15 protein-coding genes are annotated in these 18,354 nt (G+C 44.5%); 6 read left to right on the forward strand and 9 right to left on the reverse strand.

Translation table 11 applies throughout. From position 1 onward, the window contains the following. Positions 1-703: 703 nt before the first annotated feature. The 5 genes from nhaA to KJB35_RS07210 form a co-directional block, all read right to left on the reverse strand. Positions 704-1,855, reverse strand: a complete 1,152-nt coding sequence (nhaA, locus tag KJB35_RS07190; RefSeq protein WP_005378034.1) for a Na+/H+ antiporter NhaA — start codon at positions 1,853-1,855, stop codon at positions 704-706. A 330-nt stretch (positions 1,856-2,185) separates the two neighbouring features. Further along, positions 2,186-3,310 (reverse strand): lipocalin-like domain-containing protein, encoded by a 1,125-nt coding sequence (locus KJB35_RS07195; protein WP_213907846.1) that lies wholly within the window; start codon positions 3,308-3,310, stop codon positions 2,186-2,188. After that, positions 3,310-5,763 carry an ABC transporter permease gene (locus tag KJB35_RS07200; RefSeq protein WP_005378038.1) on the reverse strand — a complete coding sequence of 818 codons (2,454 nt, stop codon included), beginning with the start codon at positions 5,761-5,763 and terminating at the stop codon, positions 3,310-3,312. The genes KJB35_RS07195 and KJB35_RS07200 overlap by 1 nt, the downstream gene beginning before the upstream one ends. Further along, complete coding sequence (locus KJB35_RS07205; protein ID WP_005378040.1) at positions 5,744-6,415, reverse strand: ABC transporter ATP-binding protein; 672 nt, start codon at positions 6,413-6,415, stop codon at positions 5,744-5,746. Before KJB35_RS07205 ends, KJB35_RS07200 begins: the two co-directional genes overlap by 20 nt. 187 nt (positions 6,416-6,602) lie before the next feature. Beyond that, positions 6,603-7,979, reverse strand: coding sequence for an MATE family efflux transporter (locus tag KJB35_RS07210; RefSeq protein WP_005378048.1), 1,377 nt, complete (start codon positions 7,977-7,979; stop codon positions 6,603-6,605). A 94-nt stretch (positions 7,980-8,073) separates the two neighbouring features. On the opposite strand from KJB35_RS07210, the gene KJB35_RS07215 reads away from it, so the two are divergent. Next, positions 8,074-9,525, forward strand: a complete 1,452-nt coding sequence (locus KJB35_RS07215) for a DUF2867 domain-containing protein (RefSeq protein WP_064368073.1) — start codon at positions 8,074-8,076, stop codon at positions 9,523-9,525. Between the two features lie 30 nt (positions 9,526-9,555). Here the strand turns inward: KJB35_RS07215 and KJB35_RS07220 are convergent, their stop codons facing one another. The 3 genes from KJB35_RS07220 to rsuA all read right to left on the reverse strand — a co-directional run bounded on the left by KJB35_RS07220 (position 9,556) and on the right by rsuA (position 12,558). After that, complete coding sequence (locus KJB35_RS07220; RefSeq protein WP_064368072.1) at positions 9,556-10,218, reverse strand: DUF2913 family protein; 663 nt, start codon at positions 10,216-10,218, stop codon at positions 9,556-9,558. Further along, on the reverse strand, positions 10,218-11,420 hold the full coding sequence (locus KJB35_RS07225; RefSeq protein ID WP_017820848.1) for a Bcr/CflA family multidrug efflux MFS transporter: 1,203 nt from the start codon (positions 11,418-11,420) through the stop codon (positions 10,218-10,220). Before KJB35_RS07225 ends, KJB35_RS07220 begins: the two co-directional genes overlap by 1 nt. A 436-nt stretch (positions 11,421-11,856) precedes the next feature. Continuing rightward, positions 11,857-12,558 carry a 16S rRNA pseudouridine(516) synthase RsuA gene (gene rsuA, locus KJB35_RS07230; RefSeq protein ID WP_017820850.1) on the reverse strand — a complete coding sequence of 234 codons (702 nt, stop codon included), beginning with the start codon at positions 12,556-12,558 and terminating at the stop codon, positions 11,857-11,859. Between the two features lie 121 nt (positions 12,559-12,679). Here rsuA and KJB35_RS07235 point away from each other — a divergent pair, with 121 nt between their 5' ends. The 5 genes from KJB35_RS07235 (at position 12,680) to rplY (ending at position 17,589) form a co-directional block, all read left to right on the forward strand. Then, a complete protein-coding gene (locus KJB35_RS07235; protein WP_025766854.1) occupies positions 12,680-14,431 on the forward strand; it encodes a DEAD/DEAH box helicase in 1,752 nt (583 codons plus the stop codon). Positions 14,432-14,586: 155 nt separating this feature from the next. Further along, on the forward strand, positions 14,587-14,952 hold the full coding sequence (locus tag KJB35_RS07240; RefSeq protein WP_372008595.1) for a PepSY domain-containing protein: 366 nt from the start codon (positions 14,587-14,589) through the stop codon (positions 14,950-14,952). Between the two features lie 76 nt (positions 14,953-15,028). Then, complete coding sequence (locus KJB35_RS07245) at positions 15,029-15,688, forward strand: response regulator transcription factor (protein ID WP_005378073.1); 660 nt, start codon at positions 15,029-15,031, stop codon at positions 15,686-15,688. Then, entirely contained in the window at positions 15,678-17,027 is a 1,350-nt protein-coding gene (locus tag KJB35_RS07250; RefSeq protein WP_005378071.1) for an ATP-binding protein, read from the forward strand. The genes KJB35_RS07245 and KJB35_RS07250 overlap by 11 nt, the downstream gene beginning before the upstream one ends. A 283-nt stretch (positions 17,028-17,310) precedes the next feature. Beyond that, on the forward strand, positions 17,311-17,589 hold the full coding sequence (gene rplY, locus KJB35_RS07255) for a 50S ribosomal protein L25 (RefSeq protein WP_005378066.1): 279 nt from the start codon (positions 17,311-17,313) through the stop codon (positions 17,587-17,589). A gap of 146 nt (positions 17,590-17,735) precedes the next feature. Here rplY and KJB35_RS07260 read toward each other — a convergent pair whose 3' ends face one another. Then, the gene (locus tag KJB35_RS07260; protein ID WP_064353820.1) at positions 17,736-18,251 is read right to left on the reverse strand and encodes a GNAT family N-acetyltransferase; all 516 of its coding nucleotides are present in this window, start codon (positions 18,249-18,251) and stop codon (positions 17,736-17,738) included. Positions 18,252-18,354: the final 103 nt, after the last annotated feature.

An 18,354-nucleotide genomic window follows, 5' to 3' on the forward strand; every position in this document is an offset into this window, starting at 1 on the left:
TTAAACAACTGTTTGAAAATATACTCCCGAAACTTCAGATTAACAAATGATTAACATCACACTTTAACCAATTGGTCTGACCAGACAATAAAAGGTGTGATCTAATCTTTTGAAATTCAATCGAATACTCCAGTGAAGCTTGTCAGAAGAAAACGATCAAATTTCTCAGTCCATCGCAATTGAAACGCTAACAATAGCCTTGGCGGCTCGGAGTGAGCGACGAGAGAATGAAATACATCTTCGGTTCTAGGGGAGATAAAATGAGAAACACAGAAGTTAGTAACTTCGCCAAGTTGGTAATCCATCTCGATTTTTCTATTACTTTCGGGTGTGTAAGAAGCTAGAAAGCATTAAGTAGAAATTTTTTGAAAAAAAATGGAACTGTTTGGAAAAGGCTCGGTCTGAATATACGTAACAGTTAGGGCATTTGAAGTTTCACTGGCCGTCAAACTTGTTTCCATCTAATTGTTACGTTGCTGCTTTTTTCTTATTAACTCCTATGTTTGTATCCGCCCAGTCAAATTTTCGGCTGGGCTTTTTTTCGCCTGTAGATTTACCAAGCGCCTCTTTCGATGATTTGCCCCATCTCCATAAGCTAGGCCTTAGTTGGTCACAAAAGTAACCACCCTGAAGTGGTTGATGTGCCAATCTGCAGACATAAAAAAGCCTCCCGAATGGGAGGCTTTACTAAACAGTGTGTATCTTACGCTTGCGCTTTCTTAGGCAAAGAAAAGTGCAGTAACGCGTAGCCAAGTAACGCGGCTGTCGTCGAGCCCATTAAGATACCTAGTCGAGCATAGGTATCAAACTCAGGGCTTACATTTCCAAACGCTAAAGAGGAAATGAATATAGACATTGTAAAACCGATACCACACAACACAGAGACCGCAAAGATATGCTTGAAGTTAATGCCTTCCGGTAACTTAGCTACACCCATTTTCACAGCTGCCCAACTAAAGGTGAAGATACCTAGAGGCTTACCAACCAGTAGCCCCAAAGCAATACCTAATGGCAGCATTGAAGTTAGGCCTGACATCGATACGCCTTCTAGCGAAATCCCCGCATTTGCAAATGCGAATAGAGGTAAGATACCAAATGCCACGTATGGATGAAGTGCGTGCTCCATGTGCTTAAGTGGGGAATGTTCGCCCTGTTTACCCTTAAGAGGAATAGCAAAGCCGATCACTACGCCTGCAAGTGTTGCGTGAACACCAGATTTAAGTACCGCAAACCATAAGATCGCGCCGACTATCATGTATGGCGTCAGTTTCGTTACTTCCTTCGCATTCAACATGAACAGGACACCAGTCATGATGAAGCCAACAAGCAGCGCCATGCTAGAAAGATCACCTGTGTAAAACAGTGCAATAATAACAACCACGCCTAAATCGTCGATGATAGCGAGAGCTAACAAAAACACTTTAAGGCTTACTGGTACGCGCTTACCTAGTAGCGCCATGATACCTAGAGCAAATGCAATATCCGTCGCAGCTGGAATGGCCCAGCCAGAAACCGCCTCTGGGTCGTTAGCATTAAACGCAACGTAAATAAGAGCAGGGGCTAACATACCACCAACCGCTGCAATCGCAGGGAAAATTGCGGTTTCTTTTGATTTTAGCGCTCCTTCAAGTAGCTCTCGCTTCACTTCAAGGCCAATAAGTAAGAAGAAAACAGCCATTAGGCCGTCATTAATCCAGTGAGAAACTGACATACCGAATACATAAGTATGCAGTACAGATTGATAAGTTTCGCCCAGCGGTGAGTTAGCAATGGTCATCGCAATTGCCGCTGCGATTACGAGAAGAATACCACCTGCTGATTCCATTTTGAAAAAGTCACGAATGACATCGTTCATGGTTTCGTCCTTATATTTATTATCTTAATAAACGATTAACAAAGAGTGATAAGAGTGTATAGCTGTCGAAAACTTTAGAATAATCGCTTCTTCAGAGTATAAACTTCGGTTTTTTCGATGTTAAGTTTACTATACATCGTATTTTCCAACATGACACTCAATTTTGATCGGAGATCGTATTTGTTTTTGTCGCACCAAATATTTATCAAGATGATGAGAAAATCAGCATAACACGGCTTGTACCATCATGATAACCCCGTACTTTTGAGAAAAAGCTAGGAAGCTTCGCGCACTAAAAAACCACCCGTAGGGGGTGGTTTTCTTCACAACTCAATAGCCTGTCAGCTGCATAAAGCCCCAAGCCTCATTGGAGCCGGAGGCTAAAGTAGGCCCTTCCCAGTAAGGTATTACAAAGGGTAGCCACATATCTGACTTGATAATGCGGGTAGTCAAATTAATTTGATGCTTCGGAATATTGATAATCCATTGCAAAGGTAACCTTCTTCCATTGGATAAACTGGTCACTTGCATTGGCTTGATACTGATATCATCGTCTGAGAGGTTGATGACTTTACCTGAGCGTGTCGACAACGTGCCAAACACGTGCGGTGTTTGCCCATGGTGACGATAACGGCTAACAGTTAATGCTCGACCATCATCTAAATTGAAAACAAACCAATCCCAGCCTTGTTGCCCCTCACCAATTAAGCCGCTGCCCCACTCTTTTTGCGCCCAAGCAGAACCCGTCACTAAGAATCGCTTACCATTTAAGCTTAAGCTGCCTTTTACTTTTAAAAATGGAGCACTGAAGCTGAAAGAAGCAACAGATTGCAACGCATGTTTAACTTGGAAACCTTTGTCTCCATTCACGACAAAGGGGCCGTTTGTCATGGTATTGAGCTCAAGTCCAAACGTATCAGTATTCACATTCAAGTTACCCGGGAAAGGCGTCGCACCGAGTGATCGCCAAGTCCAATTATCAATCCATAACCTGAAAGGACGATTGATCATACCAGCTTGGCCTATCCCTCCTCTAGCTACCCGTTGCTCTTTCCATACATGCGAGCCATGACTGACGACAACATGTGAAATGTACAATTGAGGGTTCTGCCAACCGCTGGTTTCTCGCTCGTCCGTCGCAACCCTGAAATAGCTCCATTGAACATTGTAGATCTTGCCTTGCTCATCTTTTAGCTTCGCAAAGTAGTGCCACCATTCATGCTGGTACTCGGGATGAAAGCGAAAGTCTGAGGGTAAAGAGACATGCTCATTAGGTAGTACAGGCTCGAAAATCGTTTGATTTTCACGCGTTAAGATAGAATCAAGTTCGCTTTCTCGTGTTGCTGTCGCCTCTAACCAAAAAGTTGAGTAAAAAGCAGCCCCAGTCAGAAAAGCGAACGTAACAATAATGAGCGTTGAAACCAACAAGCGTTTTTTAGAGCCCATTTTTTTCATTACAACGCGTCCCTTAATGACTTCATCGGTGTACTTTTGATCATTCTAATAACTGGCAATGCGCCAGCAACCATGATGGCAAGCATCGCCCAAGCAATGGTTTGAGCATACTCCCATGGAATCGTTTGAAGCTCTAGAGACCAGCCAAATGATTGCTTAATGATAATATCAACGATCAAATGTGCGAGCGCCAAGCCGAGCGGCACTGCAATAATCGCAGAAATGGCTCCGAAGACGAATAGCTGCAAACCACCTAATACGACAAGTTCTTTTCCGGACACACCCATGCACCTTAATAAGGAAAAATGCCGCTGCCGTGAAAGTTCTCCTGCCAACGTCGCAAAGAATAAACCAAACACTGCAATAATCAGCGTGATATTGCCCAAGGTTCCTGCTATCGCAAAGGTATGATCAAACACTCTCATTGCTTGGCTATAAATATTACCGTTATCAAACACACGATCTTGCGGGAGACGGAATACATTCTCTAAGCGATTTTTCAGCCCTTCTCCATTGACGTTATCTTTTAATACTACGCCAAGACCAACATTACCCGTACCTGCAAATGCATACAGCCAATTCCGGTGCGACATCATCACCTGGTTATATGGGTTTCCATAATCGTAGTAAACGCCTACGACTTGCCAGTCACCACCAAGCGGTTCTTGCAAGTTAATGAAATCGCCAGGGCGGATATCCAGCTTCAAGGCCATCGACTCACTGACCATTAAGCTCTTGGTAGCGTGCAGTTGATACCAGTAATTTGGGACACCTAACTTGACGGTAAGTGAGTCTAACTCACCTTCAGAAGAGCCCGTACTCACAACTTGCAGAGCACCATGCTCGGTCGGCATATCTTTTTCCCAGCGCCACCAAACCGAGTTCACCTCTGGCTGATTCTGGAGCCATGCGCTCATCCTAGCGGCTGAATTGTTGGTCGGATAGATGTACACATCAGCGGCTAATCGCTGATTTAGCCACTTATCGGTTGTATCTCGAAAGCTTCCGACCATTGTTTCTACACCAATGTTTGCCGCCAGCGCTAACATAAACGCCATCGTAGCCACACCGCGATAGCTCATGCTGGCTGCTGCATCAGCAAAAAACCAACGGACACGAACCCATCGCATGGTATAAGAAAAACTTTGGAACATATGCCACATAATAAATGGCATAAACAACGCCACACTAACCAACATCAGCGCAATAATAGCAAAGCCGGTTTCTTGTGTTTTCGGCGCCTGATATACCGCTATTGCAGCGACACAAAACGCACACGCCGCAAGCGCCTGCCAAGAGAACTCTCTTCCAGCAAATCGCATTAGCGACAGTCGAGAAGAGAGGCGGATTGGTTGTGACTTCAGCAAACGGATTAATGGCCACAGACACGATATCAACGCACCCATCGCTGCCATGATTAGACTGTATAAGCTAGATTGCCATGACCATCCTATGGTTAAGCCTACGTTGGCATCATACAAATCACTCAGGCTCGAAGACACTGCTGGGATAAGCTCATTTGCTAAGATCAAGCCAAAAAAGTTACCACACGCCCACGCAATAAAGACGAGCAAAGACAACTCTAGCAATAAGGCTTGCGCTAACTGTGTTCCGTTAACACCAGTCTGTCTCAAAATACCTACCAAACGTTGTCGCTGGATGAAAGACAGAGACATCGCTTGATAAAAAATAAACAACCCGACCAAAAACGACAGCATTCCCATCGCGGTGAGATTCATATGGAATGCGTTAGTTAGCGACTCAAGCTCAGTACGCGTATTCCTAACAAGCGTCATTCCGTTTGGCAGCATGTTTTTCAGTGCTATTAGCTTTTCCTCTGGCATTTCACCACAAGAAATCGCAGACAAACCTGAGCTCCGCTTGAGCATACGCAACAACGATATATCAGTAACCAGCCGAGTACCCGAAAGCATCTTGTCCTTATCTACTTGAATAGGCCCAAGACGGCTTCCGTCATTCATCTCAATGAAGTCCCCATCCTGCCAACTCATGTAAGCGGCCAAATCTTGACTAACAAGAATAGGATAAGGAGGCTTCATTAGTGATAAAACAGGCATCTCACCTAGCGATTTTCCTTGTTGTAGTGGGATCATCGCGACAGGATCTATCCCCACCAACATCAGGCTCATATCGGTCTTGGCATCTAGATGAAGCACGTCAAACGGTGCACATTGATTAAACCCAGCTCGACGTAACTGAATATAGAAACCTTGAGGAATTTTATTGGCAGAGTGCTTCGTTCGGATTCGGTATGGCAAAGGATTAGAGAAAAGTTTTTCCCCAGTGGCATAACTTTGTTTTGCATGCTGGTTGATAGAAGTAACACCAACAAGGAGGGACACGCCTAAAGTTAATCCCAGCCAGACAAGAATAATTTGTAGAGGGTAACGACGGTAATGACCGAGTAGTGCCTTAACTACGGGCCATAACATGTAGCTGCCCTCCTTGAAGTCGAATCTTTCCTTCCATATGGGCGGCCACTTTTTCACTGTGCGTCACTAACAGCAAAGTACACTCCAATTGGCGAGCGAGACTCGTTAATAAGCGCATTACTGCTTCTGCGTTTCGCTCGTCTAGGCTACCAGTTGGCTCATCAGCAAGCAGGATTTTGGGTTCCATATAAAGGGCGCGAGCAATCGCCGCACGTTGTTGCTGCCCACCAGACGCCTCTTCCGGATAACGTCCTAGCAATGGCATTAAGTCCAAAGCAGAAAGAATTTGACGCCACAACTCTTTATCTTCCGGCAGACCTTTTAACTGACGACAAAAACGAATATTGTCGGCAATATTAAGTGTAGGAAGCAGGTTGAATTGTTGGAAGATATTACCAATATTGTTGCGGCGATAAAGGGTTCTTAAATGCTCCGGTGCTTCATGCATAGCAAAATTTGGAAACTGCACTTCACCAGAGTCAGCAGTATCTAATCCGGCGATTAAATTCAGCAGAGTACTTTTACCCGAACCACTTTCTCCCATCAGAGCAACTTGGTCGCCTTGCTGCAATGTTAATTCTGCCCCTTGTAATACAGGGTGAAACTCTCCCCCGTCTACATAGCCTTTACATAGGTCTGACAGTTTTAACATTGATTATGCCGCTCGGATGGTGTTTAAAAATTGGGATCAGAATCTACACTAAAATCCTGTTAGTAGAAAGTATTTTGAATGCTTGATCACACTATGGAAGTACAAATGCAACTCGATTCACTTTCTGTTGCTAATTTTGTTGACGTTTTGAGCAGATTTTTGCAGCCAAAATAAACTCTGTTCCTCCTTACTGGCCAATCAGGTTTTTCATCCATTTTCGGCTAACCATTCTTGGCAAGCAAATCGCCCACTTCACAACTTCTTCCGTCAAAAAGAGTAAGTAAACCCATTGTGGGTCCCAATTGAGATAAATCGCTGCAAATGCTGCGAGTGGAATCCCGATCACCCACTGCGCCAAGATGTCTTGATACAAACAAAACTTAACATCACCGCCCGCACGTAATACACCAACAATCGCCATCATCGGTACCGAGCGTAACACGACACCCAACGCAAGAATCACCATAAACTGTTCAGCTAGCTCGCGAGTGTCTGTTGTCAGTGCACTAAACGCATTAAGGATCCATTGATTTGACACTATCAACAAGACGGCGACCACAAATGCGATAAGCACATTCAAAATGACCGTCGCCCATGCTTGATAATAAACAGGTTCAAAATTACGAGCGCCGAGCTGGTTCCCGACTAGAACTGCAGCCGCATTCGATAAACCAATCATCATCGCCAATGCGATCGACTCAACAGGTGTCATTACGGAAAGTGCCGCCAAACCTTGTACACCTGCTTGCCCCATGATGGCGTGATAAGCAAACAGCCCACCAGCCCACGCCAAGAAGTTAAATGTGGTTGGCAAAGAGAGGCTCAAGAAACGCGTAATTTTATCTAAGACCAATCCTGCGCGTATATCATCCCAACCAAATGCGATTATGTGTTTTTTCAACCATAGATAACCAAACAAGCAACCTACTTCGATCGCGCCACTGATTACCGTTGCGATCGCTGCTCCCGTAATACCCAGAGCAGGAAAGCCTAATTGACCAAAAATTAAAACCCAGTTAAGAAAAACATTAGATAAAATGCCTATACCACTAAAAAAAGTGCTTAGGCCTGGTTGGTGCATCGCCCTTAGGCCCACCGACATACTGGCCACACATGCAACAGCAAACATGCTAACCGACGAAATAATGAGATAGCTGGCCCCTAGCTCAATCACTTCTTGTGAATCGGTAGTCAAACTCATGATGGGCTGTGGAAAAACAACAAACAAAGCAACAGCAATCGCAGCAAACATCATTGCGATCATCCATGTTAAAGCGGTACTGCGACGCACCCCAACTTTATCGCCAGCCCCCCAATATTGAGCGGTTAACAATGCACCACCCGTTGTCACCCCAACTAACATAATGGTGGTGACGAAAGTCGCGCGCGCAGCAACTCCAACTGCGGCAATTTCTGCTTCACCAAGTTGACCAAGCATAAGAACATCGACGAGGCTTCGGCTTGAAAACATCATGCTTTGCAGTGTAATTGGTAACGCGATTGCAAATAAACGACGTAAGAATGCTTTATCTGCGTGTATTGAGAGTTGAGAAAGAAAAGTCACAAGCGCTCCAACGACAACTTATTGATAGAATGGGGAAAGTGTCTCATGATTATACTCCGTGGTGTTTATTCCACCAACGATAAAAGGACAGATAATGAAAAAGGTGTTGGTGCTAGGCGCCTCGGGTTACATTGGCTCTCAACTTCTTCCGTTACTTTTAGATAAAGGTTACGCCGTCACAGCGGCGGCGCGACATATTGATTATTTAGAGTCAAGAACTCAGCCTCACCCTAATTTAACGTTAAGGTATCTCGACTTGGCTGACGCAGAGACCACGAAGGCTGTAGTGAACGATTTTGATTTAGTCTTTTTTCTCGTGCACGGGATGGCTCAAGGTGATGACTTTGTTGAGTACGAACTAAACCTTGCTTTGAACTTCAAATATGCGTTGGAACAAAGCTCCGTCGAGCATGTTATCTATTTGAGTGCCATTCAACCTCAAACCGGAAACTCTCGCCATTTAGCCGCTCGTAAAGCCACGGGAAAAATAATTCGACAGTCTGGTATTCCAGTAACTGAATTGCGTGCAGGCGTTATCATCGGCCCCGGCTCTGCTGCTTTCGAAATCATGCGTGACTTTGTCTACAACTTACCTATTTTGATCGCGCCTAAATGGGTCGACTCAAAAGCGAACCCTATTGCCTTGCCCAATCTCAACCACTATTTGTTGAAGTTAGCAGAAGCCCCCTCTCCAGAAGAAAGTCAAATTTATGAAGTTGGTGGGCCAGATACACTTAGCTACCGCGAACAGTTCAAAGTCATTTGCCGAATCACGAACAAGCCGTATCGACTGTGGTCGACCCCGCTACTTACTCCGAAAATGGCATCGTACTGGCTAGGTTTAGTTACCTCAGTGCCAACTAGTATCGGTAAAGCATTACTTGCGGGCTTAGAGCACGACTACATTGCAAACTCCAAAGCGATTGAAGAACGATTTCCTCAAACGCTGATCAGCTACGAGCAAGCGGTAACTGATACCATTCAAGATGAAGGCACATTTGTACGCAGTAATGTCTGGGGGTTTGAACCCGCAGCGCTTCGTCGATGGCAACCAGGATATGGCTATTACCCAAAACAAGCTGGAGCGAGCATTAAAACTAATGCCTCCGCTGCGGCATTATGGAAAGTGGCGCAAAAGATCGGGAGTCGCGAAAAAGGCTATTACTTTGCCAACATTTTGTGGCGTACACGTGAATGGCTCGATATCTTTTTTGGTGGCGGAAAACCGATTCGCGTTTCTCCTCCTGGACCAGAGCTTAAAGTCGGTGATTTTATTGACTCTTGGAAAGTGATTCGCTGCGATAATAATCAGTTTCTTTCACTGTTTTTTGGTATGAAAGGCCCAGGCCTTGGGCGTTTAGAAATTACCATCAAAGATCTCGGTGACGAACGAGAGCTGGATATTACCGCCTGGTGGCACCCGCAAGGGTTTCTTGGACTGCTTTATTGGTTTGCAATGATGCCAGCCCATCTTTTCATATTTAAAGGCATGGTCAAAGCCATCGCGAAAGAAGCAAACCGTTTAGAAAACAAAAAGCCCCAATAACAGGGGCTTCTAAACACTCAAAATGTCACTTTAGTCAGCTTTGAACGAGAGTGGAATTTCGGCTAACTGGTTGCCTTCGTTTGCTGGAAAAATAAGGTACTCGCCATGGTATTTCACCATCGATTTGTAGTCTGTTACCTTATGAACCATAAAGCCCGCTTGCACTGCTTTCTCAACAAACTCAGCATGATTGCCACGCACAAACCAACTCATTGGCTTTACGAGCAACTCGCCATCAAAACAGCTTTCGCATTGGTCTGCACATAACGCTAAAGAGTTTTGACCTTCAGTGAAGATTTGTACTTTGCCGCACCCAATCAGTTGCTCAGACGTTGAGACTTCCCAGCCTGCTTGCTCCATCAAATCAAGAAAAGACTCAATATCTGAATCTTTGAACACTTTGGAGTCTTCACCTTCAGGGAAGAATTGCGCATAAAAAGCAGAAATACGCTTGAAGATAAACAACAAACCAGCATCGTTCCCCTTTGAGCGACCTGCTTTTTGCCAACGCGTTAAGTCATCGCCTACCGTACGTCCGAAACGTTGTGATTTTAGCGCCTTTGTTACCCAACGCACTAAATAATGGTTATTCGCAACAGGGGCATTGGCTAACTTACCTGAGCGATGCTCTTGATCTAACTCTTCAAGTGCTGAGTTAACCAAGTTTTGAATTTCTTTGGTGTAATTCGACATTACGCCTTTCTTCCTAAAGTCCAATAAAACAGTGCTGAAAGCACAGAACAAGCAAACATTACGATGATCATCGGCCAAGCAACATTCCCGGGCAGTGATGCCACCAGCGCACCAACCAATGAACCGATACCGAATCTTAATGTCCCCGCTAGAGACGACGCCGTACCCGCCATTGATGGGTAACCACTTAAAAGCAGCGCCATCGCGTTACTACCTATCGTCGACAATGTACCGATAAACAGCACAACAAAAGGTACAATGCCCCATAATCCGAAGTCCATTAACCAACTTACGAATAAACCAATCCCCGCCAAAAGTTGCACGAACAACCCAAAACGAAGCATGGCATGGGAACCAACTTTCTTCACCAAGCGACCATTAATACTGGTCATGATGATCATCGCCACAATGTTCAAACCAAATAGGTAACCAAAGTGGTCTGGTCGAACACCATATAAATCAATATAAACAAAAGAACCCGCCGTCAAAAATGCAAACATTCCGGAAAATGAAAACGCACCTGAGAGCATCAAACCGATCGCTTCAGGATTGGAGCATAATCTGGCGTAGTTTCTCAGCGTCGTGCGGAAACGAAGAGGCTGACGATTTTCAGGCTGTAACGTTTCAGGGATTTTCCAAAGTACGAGAAAAATCACAACTACAGCGAAAATAGCTAGTACCCAAAAAATGGAACGCCAACCAAACCAAATCGCGAGATGGCCACCGATCATCGGTGCCACCAACGGCGCAATAGTAATGACCAGAGTAACGAAGGACATTGCGCGTGCAAAGTCTTCACGGTCAAACATGTCACGCACGACGGCTTGGATAATGACCGCCGCTGCCGCGCCAGCAAAACCTTGTGCCGTACGTACATAGGTCAGCGCATCAATGCCATTTGTTGTCGCACTCACAACAGCAGCCAAGCCGAAGAAAAGTACGCCTAAAATCAACACAGGTCTGCGACCAAAGCTATCGGCAAGCGGCCCGTGAATTAACTGGCCGATCGCAAAACCCGCGGTATAAGCCGTCAACGTAATCTGAACCGCGCCAGGCGCGACCCCCAAATCTTTCGCTATTGTCGGCATCGCAGGCAAATACATATCGATCGCCAAAGGCGTCAAAGCACCAATCGCTCCTAGTACCAGAAACAATAGAAAACTGATTTGGGATTGCGGAGCACTTTGAGCTTTTTCTGTCATTCTTTTACCTCTTGTTGGAGCCCTACCGTCAATACTTGCAGAACAAAGTGAAAATAACGGAAGTTCTCATATCGCTGAATGTAGAAGCCAAAAACCTGTTCTATCCAACGTTCGAGAATCATAAGGGCAAATATGTACCAAGGTGTGACCTTGACGAACTCGACATAGAAAAGCATGTGAAAGCGAAATGTGTTTATGGGAAACAAACACAATGCAGTAAAAATGATGGCGTTGACACCATCATTCCATTCACCGTAGCCGAAGGCTTTGCAATAAGAGTATGCATGCATCAGCTAAATGCAAAGGCATATCACTGAGATGAGTAAGCACACCGGAATTGTCTAGGCACTAATTTTGGTAGGAAAATTTATTTTGAGCCAATTCCTACCAAAAGACTAGTTCCTATTAGGAACTAAAGAATTTCCCATGCCGACAATTAATTCCAAATAGAATCAATTTCTTCTTGCGTGAGGTAGCGATAATCACCTGGTTCTAGTGCCTCATCAAGTTCGATAGAACCAATACGTTCACGATGTAAGTACTCAACTTTATTTCCTAACGCCGCGAACATACGTTTCACTTGGTGATACTTACCTTCCACGATAGTTAACAATACTTCATTCTCAGCCTCGTTCACGATTTCCAAACGAGCAGGCAATGTTGCTTCTGATTCATTGCGCAAAATGATGCCTTGTTCGAGCTTTTCCTCGTAATCTGGCTGAATAGCATCGACGAGCCAAACACGGTACGTTTTCTCACACTTATGCTTAGGTGAGGTAATACGATGAGACCACTTACCATCATCCGTAATCAATACTAAACCAGTTGTGTCGACATCTAATCGGCCCGCAAAGTGAAGGTTTTCAATTTTAGGCTCATCAAGCAATGCGAATGCAGTTTGGTTGTAGCCATCTTCATGTGAACAAACAAAGTCAGCAGGCTTATACAACATAATGTAACGAGGACCAGGAGCACCAATAACACGGTCTTCCCACATCACTTCCGCACCTTTAGGTACTTTAAATGCACCACTTTTTTGAACCTCACCGTCAACGGTGATGTCTCCACTTTTGATGATCTTTGTTGCCTGTTTGCGTGTTGCACCCAGAGCGTCACACAAATATTTATCTAAACGCATGAATACCTCATTGAATTATACCCAAGTGATCTCTAAGTCTTGGTTTAAAGGTCACTTGGGTATAAAAGTCAGGTATTATAGCGTTCCTCGTTCGAATAGTTGAGCAATTTCACATATTTTCATGTACACACTTCGTCCTTATCAAGCCGACTCGGTTAAAGCCGTTATTCATTACTTTCGTAAACACTCGACACCAGCAGTGATCGTGCTGCCAACCGGTGCAGGAAAAAGCTTGGTGATCGCAGAACTTGCTCGCCTTGCGAAAGGACGAGTGTTAGTCCTCGCCCACGTAAAAGAACTGGTCGAGCAAAACCACGCAAAGTATGAAGGTTATGGTTTAAAAGGTTCCATCTTCTCAGCAGGATTGGGACGAAAAGAAACTGACCAGCAAGTCGTGTTTGCTTCGGTTCAATCGGTCGTACGTAACTTAGATTCGTTCAAAAACCAGTTTTCTCTGCTCGTTATTGATGAGTGCCATCGTGTGCCAGATGACAAAAACAGCAGCTACCAAAAAGTTATTACTCACTTACGAGAACTGAACCCTGGCATTAAGGTGCTGGGACTAACTGCAACGCCCTATCGTTTAGGAATGGGCTGGATTTATCAGTATCACACCCGAGGTCAAGTGCGAACCGAAGAGCCTCGATTCTTCCGCGATTGTATTTTCGAACTGCCGATCCGTTACTTGCTCGACGAAAACTTCCTCACTCCAGCCCGCATGATGGATGCGCCCGTTTTGTCTTACGACTTCTCTCAGCTGAAGCCCGCTAACACCGGACGCTACAAAGAAGCAGAAATGGACATGGTGATCGATAAAGCCAAACGTGCGACTCCACAAATTGTTGAGCAAATCATGCAATATGCGAAAGAGCGTCAAGGTGTCATGATCTTCGCTGCAACTGTTCGACACGCACAGGAGATACACAGTTTATTGCCAGAAGGCGAAACTGAAATCGTCATTGGTGATACACCTACGCCGGAGCGCGATGCGATCATCCAAGCGTTCAAGAATCGTCAAATAAAATACTTAGTCAATGTTTCGGTACTGACAACCGGGTTTGATGCGCCGCATGTCGATTTAATCGCGATTTTGCGACCAACAGAGTCAGTCAGTCTGTACCAACAGATAGTAGGACGAGGATTACGCTTATCAGACGGAAAATCAGAATGTTTAGTGCTTGATTACGCAGGCAACAGCTACGATTTATACCAACCTGAAGTCGGTGATCCCAAACCAGACTCTGACAGTGAAATTATCACGATTCCTTGCCCGGCTTGCGGATTCAATAACAATTTCTGGGGTAAGTTGGATAGTAACGGTTTCTTGGTTGAACATTTTGGCAGACGTTGCCAAGGTTACTTTGAAGATGAAGACACTGGCGAACGTAAACACTGTGGCTACCGTTTTCGCGCCAAATACTGCGGTGAATGTGGTGCGGACAACGATATCGCTGCACGAATTTGTCATGAGTGTGACGCGACGCTCGTTGACCCAGATAAAAAGCTAAAAGAAGCCCTTAATCTCAAAGATGCATTGATCTTTGAATGCACAGAAATGGACCTATCTGTATTTAAGTCCAGTGATGGTAAATCTCAGCTAAAGGTGACGTATTCTGGTGAACCATACCAAGGCGAAGGCAATGCGTTAGTTCATGAGTTTTGGACATTGAGTACCAAAAAACAAAAACAAACGTTTAAAGATCAGTTCGTACGCCCCCACTTAGCAGACAAGCATCGCCCTTTTGAAGAGGCTTCACCGACACGCGTTGTCGCTAATCAACATCGTTTCCGTTTGCCTCAGTTTGTTATTGCTAGAAAATCTGGTCGCTTTTGGAAGCTGCGAGATAAGATTTTTGAAGATGAGTTGAAATAACATCGACAACACATGGCAAAACTTAATTAGCTGATTCACTCTCTGTTCATCTATATCCGATATACTGCGGCTAACGCTCCAGAAAAGGTTTGACTATGTATAAAGCAACGACTTCTCTACATTCTGCGTTACTTTTCGGCCTTATCACGACATTCATGTGTGCACCAAGTTTTGCCAAGCATGGCAACGAGTACACATCACAAAATGGCCACGCCATCGTGCAAGATGTCGAAAAGCCAGGAACACGCATCGAATTCGATGAAGATCAAGATGAGGTCTATCGCGCGGTTCAACAAGGATATATACGACCATTTTCGGAACTTTACGCCGCAGTAGAAAACGACCTATACGGCCGCATCATCAAGGTCGAGCTTGAAGAAGATGATGATGCTTGGGTGTATGAATTGAAAATTCTGTACAACAACAGCGTCCTGAAAGTTGAGTACGACGCCGCCACGCTAGAAATGCTTGAGATCAAAGGTCGCAGCTTTAACAAAGCGTTAAAGCCGCAAAACAACTAAACTTGTCTAATGCGTCATCCAGACACGATGCGTAGCTTACTTCGATAAAAATCCAAACATAATAAGAATCATCAATATGAAAATACTTGTTGTTGAAGATGATCCTCGTTTAGGCGAGCAAATCATCGAAACATTAGAAAGTACCGGCTGGGTACCAGAATTGTCCCAAGATGGCATAGACGCTCTGTATCGCGCGACTTCGGAAGAATGGGACGCCATTGTTCTCGACCTCGGCTTGCCAAAACTGGATGGTCTTACCGTCCTAAAAGGCATCAGAGATGAAAACATTAATACTCCTGTCGTGATTTTAAGCGCTCGCGACACCCTAACGCAGCGAGTTGAAGGCTTAAACGCAGGTGCAGACGATTACCTAACTAAACCATTTGAAATGGTTGAGCTTATCGCTCGTATTCGTGCACAGCTGCGAAGAGCCTCTGGTAATGCCTCTCCTGTGATGCAAATTGGCGACTTGAGCTTGGATACACGCACTTCTAAAGTCATGTGGCAAGGGCAAGCGGTAAGCTTGACGGCGCTAGAGTATAAAGTGGTCGCTTACTTTATGCATAACCCGGAAAAAGTGATTTCTCGAACCGAACTCGTCGAGCACATTTACAAACAAGACTTTGATCGTGACTCCAACACAATCGAAGTTTTTATCGGCCGAATTCGCAAAAAAATCGCACCAAAGATCATCAAAACTGTCCGAGGGTTGGGATACCAATTAAATGCCGAATAGAAACAGGCTACCGTTGAACGCAATAAAACGACTGAGTATCAAAAGTCGCCTCGTTTTAGCGGCGATCGTTTGGTTAACGGCAATGATCCTCGCCGCTGGTGTGACGATACCGACGCAGGTCTACAACTATATGGTTGATGACACTCGCTCACAGCTCAGCATTTTTATGGATGAAGTCGCAGCACAGTTAGAAGTCGATAACACCGGGCATCTTTCACTCGCAGCTCAGCTATCAGACCCTCGATTTAACCGACCTTACAGTGGTTTGTATTGGAGTGCCTCTACAGAGGCAAGCCTCGAACGTTCTCGTTCGTTGTGGGACAAAAAAATCGAATACAAAGGTTTGGATAAAGATGCGTATGGAGCAAGAGGCGAAAAACTAATTACGCTAGAAAAAGCACTGTATCTTCCTGATTACGATGGTCCTATTCACATTATTATTGGTATTGACGAAGAGCCCATTAAAAATACCCTTCAAACGTTAATCGGCCAACTTTGGCTTATTTTGGGTTTATTATTCGCGGGCGTACTTACCGTCATTTTACTGCAAATTGCTTGGTCATTGAGTCCGCTTACAAAGCTACAAAAAGAATTAGCCGAGCTGAAGTCTGGTAATAAAAAGAGTCTAGAAGAAACCTACCCAAAAGAGATTTCTCCTCTAATCTTCGACCTCAACGCTCTGCTGTTCCATTACCAAGAATTACTAGAGAGAGCTCGCAATCATGCAGGTAACCTATCTCATGCACTTAAAACGCCACTTTCTGTTCTAAAAAATGAAGTTCAGACGTTAGAACCTGAGGCACAATCCCGTCTCCGGGCTCCAATCAATCAAATACAAGACCATATCGATTACCATTTGGGTCGTGCCCGTATGGCCGGATCGATGAACATATTATCAGTGAAGTCGAACCCAGCAGATCGTGTGGATGCTATCTCAATGGCGTTTGATAAAGTGTATGCGAGCCGAAGCATTACCTTAATTAATGAACTTGATTCAGAGCTGAATGTAGCAGTAGAGCAGACCGATCTCGATGAAATGCTAGGTAACTTGCTAGAAAATGGCTATAAGTGGGCCAACAGCATGATTCGTGTGCACTCCTCTCAGGATAAGGAAAATATACACATCATTATTGAAGATGATGGGCCAGGCATCCCTAAAGAGAAACTGAGTCAAGTAATCAAGAGAGGAGTTAGATTGGATGAAACAACCCCTGGCTCAGGTCTTGGTCTAAACATAGTCAGTGAAATGGCACACAGTTACCGAGGTCAATTAACATTGGATACAAGCGCTTTGGGTGGATTAAAAGCATCTTTAGTCTTACATCTCAGCCGAACATAAAGCATATAACAGTAAACTTTGTTCTTCGGACCTTGATCAGTAAACCGATGAAAATGAAGTCGATGTGAACAAAATCCAAGCAAAGCGTTAAAAGGGATAGCCTTCCACCCCGCTAAATCATACCTTTTTGTTGATTTGGATACGATTTGGGTTGCCCATTTATAAGTGGAATGATAGTATCCGCGCTCGCTTGAACAGTTCCTGTTTCAAGCTTTACCACGAACAACAAGGTCGCATTGTTGATTGTGAACATTTGATTTTTACTAATTTGAGAGTAAATACTATGAAATTCGAAGCAGTAGTACGTACTGAACTAGGTAAAGGTGCGAGCCGCCGCCTACGTCACGCTGGCAAATTCCCTGCAGTTGTATACGGCGGTGAAGAAGCAGCAGTAGCTATCGTTCTTAACCACGACGACATCGTAAACCAAATGGACAAGCCTGAATTCTACGAAGGCATCGTTCTAGTTATCGATGGCAAAGAAGTTAAAGTTAAGCCACAAGACGTTCAACGTCACGCGTTCAAGCCAAAAGTTGAACACATGGACTTCATCCGCATCTAATTCCCTACCAAGGAATTAATCGGATTAAATCCAAACCTTTTGCATAAAAGATAATCGGACTTACCAACCGAGACATCTAAAAATTTCAAAACCCCGGAGTCTTACCACCTCCGGGGTTTTACTATATTTGGCCTATAACATTTGATTTATGAACGGGCAATATACTTCACTAAAGTGAGATCGGTCAGCGTCATACTATCAATCACTTCCGACTCTTCCTCTCCAGTACGCACAAAACCACACTTCTTGTAAAAGTTAAGCCCCTGTTGATTAGTATCCAGTGCTTTCAAACTGATCTGCATAACTGACGTAGAGAGCAAACGTGTCTCTAACTCATCTAACAGTGCACTTCCTGCTCCTTGCCCATAATGTAGCGGCGTAACGTAGCAACATGTCACTAATGCCGTTTTATCTTCGCTGGTGTGGTTAGGTAACTCGTAACTTAAAAAGCCAACAATTTCTCCTTGCCTCTCAACTACGATCAATTGGGCCAGTTGCTCCGTCATCACTCGCGCCCACATCCTTTCTCGACGCTCAATCGTAAACTGCTCTATGTAGCTCTTTGGCATTAATCCTTTATACGCCACCTGCCAAGAATCAACGTGTATCTTGGCGATTTGGGCTGCTTCCTTTTTGAGTGCGTCCCTTACTGTGTATCTCATAAGCATCCTTTATTAGCGTTAACCACTTACAAATTCTTTTAACCCTACCCTTTAAACCAAAGCTCAAAGATTACAGCTACAGTCGCAACGCTTTACATTAATC

The organism is Vibrio sp. D431a, from assembly GCF_030248655.1.
In the GTDB taxonomy this organism is placed as follows: Bacteria; Pseudomonadota; Gammaproteobacteria; order Enterobacterales; family Vibrionaceae; genus Vibrio; species Vibrio alginolyticus.